Source organism: Methanospirillum sp. (assembly GCF_035406105.1).
In the GTDB taxonomy this organism is placed as follows: Archaea; Halobacteriota; Methanomicrobia; order Methanomicrobiales; family Methanospirillaceae; genus Methanospirillum.
The window spans coordinates 1-10,602 of sequence record NZ_DAONKG010000071.1 but is presented as its reverse complement, the minus strand read 5'-3'; the positions used below and the strand labels follow the sequence as shown (position 1 = coordinate 10,602).

The 10,602-nt window shown below is 46.8% G+C and carries 12 protein-coding genes; 3 read left to right on the top strand and 9 right to left on the bottom strand.

The window, feature by feature from the left end; all coding sequences use genetic code 11:
• The 4 genes from gatB to PLA23_RS05850 form a co-directional block, all read right to left on the bottom strand.
• Positions 1-1,111 (bottom strand): Asp-tRNA(Asn)/Glu-tRNA(Gln) amidotransferase subunit GatB (gene gatB / locus PLA23_RS05865; RefSeq protein WP_324474391.1); only part of this gene is annotated, 1,111 nt, incomplete at its 3' end.
• Complete coding sequence (gene gatA, locus PLA23_RS05860; RefSeq protein ID WP_324474390.1) at positions 1,111-2,406, bottom strand: Asp-tRNA(Asn)/Glu-tRNA(Gln) amidotransferase subunit GatA; 1,296 nt, start codon at positions 2,404-2,406, stop codon at positions 1,111-1,113. The genes gatB and gatA, both read right to left, overlap by 1 nt.
• 1 nt (position 2,407) lies before the next feature.
• Positions 2,408-2,677 (bottom strand): Asp-tRNA(Asn)/Glu-tRNA(Gln) amidotransferase subunit GatC, encoded by a 270-nt coding sequence (gene gatC / locus PLA23_RS05855; protein WP_324328302.1) that lies wholly within the window; start codon positions 2,675-2,677, stop codon positions 2,408-2,410.
• 7 nt (positions 2,678-2,684) lie between these two features.
• Entirely contained in the window at positions 2,685-3,674 is a 990-nt protein-coding gene (locus tag PLA23_RS05850) for an asparagine synthase C-terminal domain-containing protein (protein WP_324328304.1), read from the bottom strand.
• A 122-nt stretch (positions 3,675-3,796) separates the two neighbouring features.
• Between PLA23_RS05850 and PLA23_RS05845 the strand changes: the two genes are divergently transcribed.
• Positions 3,797-4,852 carry a glycosyl hydrolase gene (locus PLA23_RS05845; protein ID WP_324328306.1) on the top strand — a complete coding sequence of 352 codons (1,056 nt, stop codon included), beginning with the start codon at positions 3,797-3,799 and terminating at the stop codon, positions 4,850-4,852.
• A 4-nt stretch (positions 4,853-4,856) separates the two neighbouring features.
• Entirely contained in the window at positions 4,857-5,351 is a 495-nt protein-coding gene (locus tag PLA23_RS05840) for a DNA-deoxyinosine glycosylase (protein ID WP_324328308.1), read from the top strand.
• Positions 5,352-5,451: 100 nt separating this feature from the next.
• Here PLA23_RS05840 and PLA23_RS05835 read toward each other — a convergent pair whose 3' ends face one another.
• Positions 5,452-6,135, bottom strand: coding sequence for a hypothetical protein (locus tag PLA23_RS05835; RefSeq protein ID WP_324474389.1), 684 nt, complete (start codon positions 6,133-6,135; stop codon positions 5,452-5,454).
• Positions 6,136-6,169: 34 nt separating this feature from the next.
• On the opposite strand from PLA23_RS05835, the gene PLA23_RS05830 reads away from it, so the two are divergent.
• Positions 6,170-7,120 carry a DNA-3-methyladenine glycosylase family protein gene (locus PLA23_RS05830; RefSeq protein WP_324474387.1) on the top strand — a complete coding sequence of 317 codons (951 nt, stop codon included), beginning with the start codon at positions 6,170-6,172 and terminating at the stop codon, positions 7,118-7,120.
• Here PLA23_RS05830 and PLA23_RS05825 read toward each other — a convergent pair.
• The 4 genes from PLA23_RS05825 to PLA23_RS05810 all read right to left on the bottom strand — a co-directional run.
• Positions 7,082-8,257, bottom strand: coding sequence for an inorganic phosphate transporter (locus PLA23_RS05825; protein ID WP_324474385.1), 1,176 nt, complete (start codon positions 8,255-8,257; stop codon positions 7,082-7,084). The two genes, PLA23_RS05830 and PLA23_RS05825, sit on opposite strands and share 39 nt — an antisense overlap.
• 5 nt (positions 8,258-8,262) lie before the next feature.
• A complete protein-coding gene (locus PLA23_RS05820; RefSeq protein WP_324328733.1) occupies positions 8,263-8,892 on the bottom strand; it encodes a DUF47 domain-containing protein in 630 nt (209 codons plus the stop codon).
• A 48-nt stretch (positions 8,893-8,940) separates the two neighbouring features.
• Entirely contained in the window at positions 8,941-10,146 is a 1,206-nt protein-coding gene (locus tag PLA23_RS05815; protein WP_324328731.1) for an inorganic phosphate transporter, read from the bottom strand.
• A gap of 3 nt (positions 10,147-10,149) precedes the next feature.
• Positions 10,150-10,602 (bottom strand): DUF47 domain-containing protein (locus PLA23_RS05810; protein WP_324474384.1); only part of this gene is annotated, 453 nt, incomplete at its 5' end.

Here is a 10,602-nt window from a genome sequence, read left to right as displayed (position 1 = left end):
CGGCAATCAGATCGAGAAGCTCCCGAAAGAGGTCCGCCGGCATGGCATCAATCGAAAAGTCACGGTAATTCAGCTCTCCGAGAAGGTAATCCGCAGTCCAGGTAGCTGCCAGGGCGGGATTTATTGTTGCAACATTCTCATAAAATTCTGCAAGCTTCAGGCCACCGGTCAGGGTTTTTGCATGCTCCGGTGAGATCCCGTACTGGGTAATAAACCGCTCCCTGCGGGCATCCGGAAGCTCGGGGAGTGTGATCTCGTCAATCCATGATGCCACCCGCAATGGAAGAAGATCAGGCTCTGGGAAGTACCGGTAATCATTCTCCTCTTCTTTTGATCGGGAAGACGTGGTAACCCCCCTGGCCTCCACAAAGTGTCTGGTCTCCCGTGCGACTGTCTGCCCACGACGGAGCAGATTCCGCTGTCTTGTGACTTCAAATGTCAGAGCTTTCTCAACACCCTTATATGATGAGATATTCTTGACTTCAACACGCTCCGATCCCTGCAGGGAGATGTTTGCGTCAACACGAAGAGAACCCTCCTTTTCAGAGTCAAAGACGTCCAGATACTCAAGGGTTGCCCGAAGCTTATTCAGGAACTTTCTGGCCTCTTTGGGAGATCTGAGATCTGGCTCGGTAACTATCTCTATAAGCGGAATGCCGGCACGATTATAATCAACAAGGGTGTATTTCCCCCTATCCGTGGTACCCATATGGACCGAACGGCCAGGATCCTCCTCCAGGTGAATTCTGGTTATCCTGACTTCTTTCTCTCCATTATCACCATCAATCAGGAGTTTTCCGCATTCTGCCAGAGGCTTGTCATACTGGGTGATCTGGTATGCCTTGTTCAGGTCAGGATAAAAATAATTCTTTCGTGAAAATTCTGATTCTTCCCGTATCGTGCAGTTTAATGCCTTTGCAACCTTCAGGGCATACTCAATAGCCCGCTTATTTACCATCGGCATACTGCCTGGAAGACCCAGGCAGACCGGACAGGTATGGGTGTTTGGTTCATTGTCGCGAAAATCGGTAGAGCACCCACAGAACATCTTGGACTTCGTATTCAGCTGACAGTGGATCTCAAGACCGATGATCGTCTCCCGCTCCTCCATCATGCTCCCCCCTGTTCAAACGCATATGCCGTATCAATAATCCGCTCATCCTCAAAATATCGCCCGATAAGCTGTAATCCCACCGGCATGTGTTCCACGTTTCCGCACGGGACTGATATCGCCGGAACACCGGCAAGATTTGCAGGAACGGTCAGTATATCAGAGAGATACATCTGGAGCGGATCACTCTTTTCTCCAAGCCGGAATGCGATATCAGGCATTGTCGGCCCGGCAATCACATCAACATCCCTGAAGATCCGTTCAAGGTCATCCCTGACCATCTGACGTGCGGTCTGAGCTTTCTGATAATATCTGCCATAGTATCCGGCTGCCAGTGAAAATGTCCCAAGAATGATACGACGCCGGACTTCTTTTCCAAATCCGGCCTTTCTCTGATCAGAATACGCATCATGCCAGCTCTTGAGGGTCTCTACTGCCGGGCCATACCTGACACCATCAAACCGTGCAAGATTACTGGATGCTTCGCTGGTGCAGGTGACATAGTACGCGGATAATGCATACTTCATTGAGGGTATGGTACAGGGTACTGTCTGTGCGCCATATGACTCAAGAATCTCCAGTGCCTTTCTCACAACACCGGCTACCTTCGGATTTACTCCTTCACCGAAAAATTCGTCAGGAACACCAATCTTCAGCCCTTTAATATCAGCGGACGGGATGTGCGAATACGGTCGGTCAACCGAGGTTGCATCCCTTGGGTCATGTCCGGCAATAACAGAATACAGTTTTGAAAGCGTCGTAACATCACGCGCCATCGGTCCTATCTGCTCAAGAGAGTTTGCATACGCAATAAGACCATATCTGGATACCCTGCCATAGGTCGGTTTTAATCCGACAATCCCACAAAAAGCAGCAGGACATCGGATCGAACCACCCGTGTCTGACCCAATGGCACAGTCTACAAGTCCTGCTGCAACCGCCGCGGCAGATCCGCCTGATGAACCACCCGGAACCCGTTCATGATCAAGCGGATTGAGCGTCGGTCCAAAGGCACTGTTTTCCGTTGTGGTGCCCATCCCAAACTCATCCATATTGGTCTTTCCAACCAGTGCCGCCCCGGAATTCCGAAGCAGGGTGACGACATGGGCATCATACGGAGGGATATACCCTTTTAAAATTTTTGAAGCACAGGTGGTCTCAATTCCCTTTGTAGATATATTGTCTTTTACTGCAACGGTAACCCCTGAAAGAGGTCCGTCGCCATAGGTTACTTCAGGGATAGTGGTAATAAAAGCACGAACTGAATCATCCGGATGAAATGCCAGCTTTTTCACGTCACATCACCCGGGGAGCTTTAAAGTAACCTTTTTCTGTCTGTCCTGCATTCCGGAGGGACTCCTCCTGCGTCAGGGACGGGAGCACTTCATCCTCACGAAGTACATTATACCGGTCACGAATGAATGGCTTATTCTGATCCAGGGTATCAAGTACGGCAAAGTATTCCAGAATGCCTGAACACTGGGTTGTAAATTCGGAGAGTTCTGAATCATCAATACCGACATCAGCAAGTTTTGCGATTTTTCTGACGTCTTCTGCGGTAACCATTGTATTCTTATGTCCTCCTGATATGTGATATGAAATCTGAAACAGAGCTGTGATAACCATTCTGCCGGGCAATCCGTTTTATCTCTTTCCAGATCCCGGTCCCGTACTGCATTGCTTTTTTCTCATAATACGCGTAGGATTCAGGCAGATACCGTCTAGCTACTTCACGAAGAGGTTTTTTTCGAACACCTCCCAAGACCCGTTCGCGAGGGGGTATTGCGTGCGCAGCGCATACAACCCTGATATCAAGATATGGCATGGAGAGGTAGGCACCCATAGATCGTGCAATACTCTGATCGCGACATCCCTGACGGGCAAGCGAGGCAAAATCACGGGCAAACACTTCATCCAGAAGATGGTCCGGCGTTTCCAGATACCGGGCATATCCTCCAAAGACCTCATCTGCCCCCTGACCAGTAAGAATTCGTTTATATCCGAGCTGATGAGCTGTCTCAGCAACAAAGTATAACGTCGTTGCAATAGCCACATCAACCGGATTCGGATCTTCTATGAGGGATATGACCACCAAAAGGGCTTTCTGTACATCTTCAGGGGTTACAATTCTGACCGTAAGCGGAAGATCAAGAATAGCGGCAACTTCCCTGGCCTGCCTGATATCATGACATCCTTCCATCCCAACCACAAGACAGGGACGTCCTGCCAGAGCAGCCACAAGAGCTGAATCAACCCCCCCTGAAAGGGCTGTAATGCCTGTGGCAGATCTAAGCCGTACAGCGGTGAGAATTGCATCTTCAAGAGAAAGATGAGGGCAGGACGGATGGATGAGGCCGATAACATTTCCATCACAGGTAATAGTTCCGGGCTTGCATGGTCCGGGAATGATGCCGTACATATCACGGGCCGCACAGGATCCGTACTCGAGATAAAATTCACCACCAAAGCGCGATACTATTGAAGGGTCAGAAAGAAGAGCCTGCTCTACCTCTTCCTGTGATAGTACTGTTCCATCAAGCTCAACCCAGCCGGTCAGATGCATACGTCTCAGATGATACACGAGCTTCTACATAAATATGATCCGAATATATCTTCCACCGTCAGAACAGAATGAGACAGACTTTTTACATGAAAATAGAAATACCTCGGATACGAGGTGTCGTGATGAAAGGGGGAGTCATCATACTATGGGGATGTGGTCTTATCCTTGTCCTGATTGCCATACCTTCGATCGCTTCAGGACTGCCACCAAACTTTTGTCTGGGAGAGGATAGAAGTATTGCACTTGGGATATTTGCACCGCCTGGAACACCATCAGGAAAAGAGCAGGTTCTCCTTCAGGAGATCCGTGAGTTTCGGGAAAAATCAGGGAAAAACCCTGCAATAGGAGTATTTTCCGATGAATGGATGAAAGACCGGAAATTTCCTGCTGATGATGCAAAGACGGTACGAGACGAAGGTATGATCCCATATATCAGGCTCATGATGCGAAGCTCAGACCGTCCGTATCAGCAGGAACCGGTATACACATTACACAATATTGCTCTTGGAAAGTTTGATGGTGAACTTCGTTCATGGGCACGGGAGGCACGAGTCTTTGGCTCTCCTATTTTTATTGAGTATGGGACCGAGGTAAACCAGTGGAACTATCCATGGAACGGATACTGGAACGGGTACCAGAAAGGACAGGATATGTTTCAGGATGCATACCGTCATATCATTGATATTATGCGTGAAGAAGGGGCATCTAATCTGATCTGGATATATCATGTAAATGCAGAGAGTCAGCCGTTAGAAGAATGGAATAATATCTCAGGGTATTACCCCGGAGATGAATATTGTGACCTGGTTGCTATCTCCTTATTTGGCTCGAAAAAACCCTTTGAGACCGGGACAAAACCATTCAAAGATACTCTGGATACGACCATACATACTCTTATGGCCGGGGGAATTGAAAAACCAGTTCTCCTCATAAGCGGAACAGATGTGCACAGCAGGTTTATCGATCCTGCATCATTTGTTACAGAGATGCTCTCGTCGCTATCTAAAGATGTATGGCCAGATGTGAAAGCTCTTATCTGGCTGAATGCAGCATGGAAAAACGATAATAATCCCCTTCATGACACATCCATGAGACTTCAGGACAATGAAACAGTCGCCTCTGCATTCAATTCAGGACTCCAGTCCGTACGCATTCAGAACAGACTGACGTGCTCATGATTGCATGACAATCCCCCCATGCGGGCTCCTCCCCCTCATCTCACCGGACTGTGTTGCTTTAATTCTGGGGAGTTATCCGTCACTCCTCTCCTTACAAGCCGGGGAATATTATGCAAATCCCCGAAACATGTTCTGGATGATTATGGAATCAGTCCTGGGCATACCGCACCATCTCCCGTATAAAGAACGAATTTCACTTCTCTTGAATCATAAGATCGGATTATGGGATGTATATGCATCATGCATGCGAAAAAACAGTGCAGATGCACGGATACACCACCCGATTCCTAATGATTTGAAAACGCTCATATCACATCATCCATTCATTCAGGTAATCTTTTTAAACGGTCGTGAAGCAGAAAAAGGATTTAAAAAATTTTTCCCCGATGCCAGGATACCAACCCGGTATCTTCCGTCTACAAGTCCTGCTTATGCAATCCGCCTTGAGGAAAAGACAGAGATGTGGAAAGAAGTAACCAGGATTGTGAAGCGGCTTTGAACCGGTTCCTCTCCTGCCCCTGCCCACAATGCCCAAGTCTCTGTGACCAGTACCACAACTAAGGATCTGTCTAAAAAAAAGAACTGAAGCCTTTTTCAGGTTATGCCCCGATACTGGCAAGGCTGCAGGATTCAGTTACATATACCCAGTAGGAACGGGTTGGCTGTAACATCCGTGAATCTGCCTGTTCATTTGATCCCCCATTTACAATGGTTGTCTCAAATTGTTGTCTCACAGGATCCCAACCTATCACCTCAGTCCAGGTATTCCTGATAGAGAGCAAAGAATCACGCGCTGATGCCGGAGTATTCCCTGTAAATCCAAACATATTCCAGCCGGCCATCATATCCTTTACCGGAGGAACCTGAAGGGGGTCATCAGAAAATCGTAAGGGGACGGAGAATGGAGCGGTTGAATACACCCAGTATCCTTCAAGCGGGAGGATCTTATCCTCAGCCGTCAGATCATTCCATCCGCCATCCTTTAGATTATAAGTCCAGATACTATGACCGGCAGAATTAAGACCAGAGAAAATTGAAGCTGTGTTCGCATCATCTGCCAGCCGGCGGGGGATAGATACAAAATTCCATCCCTCGAACAGATTAATTGATCCATTCAGATAGTCTGATACTGCCGAGCCGGCAGATCCTGAAAGCATTGTATTCTCCTGTCCTGATCCCGGTTCTTCTCCTGATACCGAACAGATACAGAGTGATAATACAACACAAATAATTGATAGTAAAGAAAACCTCCTCATCACACCCAATCCTGCATGTCTATTCATTGTATCTCAGTTCTTAGATATAGTCTCTGTTCTCATGAGATATTCTTTTCATCAGACAGACATACCCTCTTTTGTGAAATCCCTGCACCTCACATCTTCGCAAACACCCTTTGACCTGGACCTTTCACTCTCATGCGGACAAATATTCGGATGGAAAAAAACAGGAGATATGTGGAAAGGAGTGCATAACGGAAAAATCATAACCATCAGACAGGAACGGGACTCACTCCAGTACGAAGGTGCAGACAAGCGGGAGATCATCCGTTTTCTCGGGCTGCATGATCCCATACAGGAGATTATCACATCCATCCGCGATCATATCATTGTATATAATTCAACACCAGATCCCTTTTTTGAAACTCAATATGCACGATCACAAGGACTGCGTATTCTCAGGCAACATCCGTGGGAATGCCTTGTAAGTTTTATCTGTTCGGCAAATTCGAATATCAGGACGATTGAAAAACGTATCAATCTCATTCTCGGACGGTATGGGAGGGCATGTCATACCGGCGAACATCAATTCCCTGATCCGAAAACCCTCTCACAATGCCGTGAGGACCGATTACGGGAATGTCTGACCGGATACCGGGCTCCGTATTTAATAAAAACCGCAGCATATATCTGTAACCATCCGGATTTTTTTGAGCAGGTGGCTATGATGGAGTATACGGGGGCAAAAAAGGCCCTGATGACCCTCCCTGGCGTCGGGCCGAAGGTCGCAGACTGTGTCCTGCTTTTTGCATTTGAACATCTCAGCGCAGTGCCGGTTGATATCCGGATACGAACGATCATCGAAAAAAGATATGCAGACCTGATTAAAACCGAAAATAAAGGCAGATTATCCTATGATACTATCAGCGGATTTTGCAGGGAGTATTTTGGTCCCTATGCCGGGTATGCCCAGCAGTATCTTTTTGCTACCCGGGATATGGAAAAACAGAGGTTACCAGATCTGCTGAATACCCATACATACAAGATATGAACAGGTTGCAGTAAGCGGAATCGTAATTATCCAGGCGGTGACGATCTGCCTGACGACTGACCATTGAACCGCCGCACTTCCCTGTGTCGCACCAACCCCCATGATACACCCGCTGATTGCATGAGTACTAGATACCGGAACACCAAAGAGTGTAACAAACAAAAGAACAAGTCCACCACCCGTTTCAGCGCAAAAACCCTGGTACGGACGAAGATGGGTGATTCGTTTTGCCATGGTCCGAACAATCTTCCACCCTCCGGTAAGTGTGCCAAGAGAAATTGCAGCACTTGACATAAGAATCACCCAGACCGGAACATGAAAATCAGATAATACGCCTGCTGTAACCAGCATCGCTGTGATGATACCCATTGCATGCTGGGCATCATTACTCCCATGACCGATGCTGTAAAAAGATGCGGAAACAATCTGAAGTTTATTAAAGATTTTATTCATCATCTGCTGATCTGCATTTCTGCACGCCCTGATTACCAGGCATCCAAAGAGAAATGCACCGGCGAATCCAAGAGAGGGTGATATTACAATAAAAAGAATGATACCCAAAAGGCCACTTATTGGAAGAATATGCAGTATAATACAGATCGGTATGGAGAATACAAAACCGAAAAAACCTCCAATCTTTAGAAAATGACTGAAATCTGTCTCATGTTTGAGGTATGCAATACCGGTAAGAATGAATGCTCCGGTAAGTGCACCGGCAAGCCCAAAGAGCACAACACCGCCAATCAAAGGCAATGAAGGTAATATAACAACGTTTATCCCCCCATAAGCAACGGCTGCCCCAATCAGACCGCCAACCATGGCATGTGTGGATGATATCGGGACGCCAATATATGCAGTTGCATAAATCCAGAACGAAGCGACAAGAATGCCGATAATGATGACATCAAGGGTAAGCCATTCCGTGGCCACGATCCCTTTTCCTATGGTTTTTGCAATGGCAGTGGTGAAGAATAACGGGCCTATCAGATTGAAAAATGCTGCAAGACCCACTGCCTGCAACGGGGTCAGAACCCGTGTTGCAACAATAGTTGAGATGGAATTTGCCGCATCATGAAGACCATTTAAAAAATTGAATAAGAGCGCAATAACAATGCCGATGATGAGGATGCTATCCATACTGATCACGAATGCCTGATGCTGATGTCTGAGAGCACGTTCGCAACATCTTCACATTTATCGGTAGCCGTCTCCAGGCACTCGTAGATATCTTTCAGTTTTATTGTGGTCATGGGATCTTCTGTGGCAAACAACCGTTGTATTGCCTGAGATAACAGATCATCTGCCATGTTTTCAAGACGATTGACTTCGATGCCACAACTTTCAAGCGGATTACTTTTTTTTAACGAACGAATACCTCTGACCCCGCATTCCAGCTGGATGGTTGACAGACGGATCAGCTGAGCAAAATTCTGCATGGTCTTATCATACTCTTTGACCCCATAGATGAGCAGCTTTTCAGCCGAATCATCAATATAATCCAGTACATCATCAAGGGCTGTTGCCAACCGGGATATCTCGAGCGGATCAAGCGGAGTTATGAAGGTCCTATTTAAATGTTCGTAGATTTCATGGGTGATTAAATCGCCCTTATGTTCCAGATCCTTGATCTCTTTATAAGTTGATTCAGGCTCAGTCTTTTTTGTAACCATCTGTTCCAGTTTGTGGGACGCCTGCACTACAATACCGGCCAGCTGTTCAAAAAGGTCAAAAAATACTTTGTCCTGTGGAATCAACCATTCCTTAATCCCCACAGTAATCGGAACAAATAACCCTTACATACGTAAAAAGACACCGATCTGTTATCTGATGATATCCATCAGAACAAGACCTGCTTTCATGATGAAAGAGTAGATAAAATAACAGAGAGCAGAGGTGGTTACCGCCAGCGGAAATGTGACAATCCAGGTTGTGACAATATCCCTGACCACATTCCAGTCAACTGCATTTTTACCCCTCGTTGCACCAACACCAACGATAGAACCACTGATAATATGCGTTGAAGAGGTAGGAATACCGGTTATTGTCAGGGCTGATATGACCAGACCACCGGCTGTGGAGGCGCAAAACCCCTGATATGGACGGATGCGTGTAATACCCTTTGCCATCCTGGTGATAACGTTCCATCCTCCAAATACCGTGCCGGCACCAATGGCAAGGGCTGATGCTCCCATCACCCAGAACGGAGTAATAAAGGTATCGGAATGGCCACCTGCAATAAATAAGGCAGCAATCATACCCACCGCATGAAGTCCGTCATTTGCACCATGACCGATGGCCTGAATTCCGCTTGATATGATCTGAAGTGGAAGGAAGATTTTATTTCTGGTGCTCTGCCGGGAAAACCGGAACAGGTATGAGACCACAATATCGAGAGAAAAACCTCCAAAAAAACCGATGGTCGGTGATATCACAATAAAGATAAAAATTGCAAGAAGCCCGCTAACCTGAATGATACCGGCAGCCATGAGCGAAACGATCATGAATGAAAATCCTCCGACTGCCCCAGCAACTGCCCCAAGGCGTACAGGGCCTTTCAGCATAAAAAAGAGGATTGAGAGACACAGTCCGCCACAGAGTGCCCCGACAAGTCCTGACAGTGCCACCGGGATGATCATCTCACCTGACGGCCAGATAACCGTAGAAAGACCAAATGCAGCAATGGATGATCCAACCATGCACCCGATAAGGGCATGACTGGCTGATAGAGGAAATCCTTTCGCTGTCAGATAGCTGAGAAGAAACACGCCACAAAAGATGGCTACAACAAGGGTATCAGGAGTAAGTGCTGCGGGTTTGACTACACCGGTTCCGATAGTTTTTGCAATGGCAGTGGTCAGGATAAATGGTCCCATAATATTGCAGACTGCAGCAAGAATAAGGGCATACAATGGTCGTAATGCCCTGGTTGCTACCACTGTGGCGATGGAGTTCCCGGCATCATTCAGTCCATTGACGAAATTAAACAAAAGCGCCAGGAAGATACCGATAATGATGATGAATTCCATGGCTTATCTATGACGAATAATGATCTCATTCAATACATGACCGACGTCGTTGCACTCCTGCAGCACTTCTTCGAGATTTTCATAGATATCCTTTAATTTAATAAGAAGAATCGGATCCTGCATCGAGAAGAGCTCAGTGACTGCTGTTGAGAGCAGATCGCTGGACCGGTTATACACATGATTAATATTCTGACAGGAGTTTTTTATCTCCGCAATCTCATCCCAGGAACCTAGCAACCCGACACCTTCTCGGATTTCTGCGACTGAAATCGAGATAAATTCTGCAAATGTACCCAGATGGGGATATATGCCAATCAGCTGATAATTACAGATCTGATGAGCCACCCAGTCGATGATATCTATAACATCATCAAGCGCTTTTGCCAGACGGTGTATTTCATCAGGCTCAAGGGGAGTTATTAATGACTCCTCAAGGCGGGTGAATATCTTTCTGAC

What these genes read in the sequence shown, in the direction of transcription:
- gatC (WP_324328302.1), bottom strand. Translation starts at nt 2,677, where the DNA reads ATGGTTACCGCAGAAGACGTCAGAAAAATCGCAAAACTTGCTGATGTC.
- PLA23_RS05850 (WP_324328304.1), bottom strand. Translation starts at nt 3,674, where the DNA reads ATGCATCTGACCGGCTGGGTTGAGCTTGATGGAACAGTACTATCACAG.
- PLA23_RS05815 (WP_324328731.1), bottom strand. Translation starts at nt 10,146, where the DNA reads ATGGAATTCATCATCATTATCGGTATCTTCCTGGCGCTTTTGTTTAAT.
- PLA23_RS05830 (WP_324474387.1), top strand. Translation starts at nt 6,170, where the DNA reads ATGAGATATTCTTTTCATCAGACAGACATACCCTCTTTTGTGAAATCC.
- PLA23_RS05845 (WP_324328306.1), top strand. Translation starts at nt 3,797, where the DNA reads ATGAAAGGGGGAGTCATCATACTATGGGGATGTGGTCTTATCCTTGTC.
- PLA23_RS05840 (WP_324328308.1), top strand. Translation starts at nt 4,857, where the DNA reads ATGACAATCCCCCCATGCGGGCTCCTCCCCCTCATCTCACCGGACTGT.
- PLA23_RS05835 (WP_324474389.1), bottom strand. Translation starts at nt 6,135, where the DNA reads ATGAATAGACATGCAGGATTGGGTGTGATGAGGAGGTTTTCTTTACTA.
- PLA23_RS05825 (WP_324474385.1), bottom strand. Translation starts at nt 8,257, where the DNA reads ATGGATAGCATCCTCATCATCGGCATTGTTATTGCGCTCTTATTCAAT.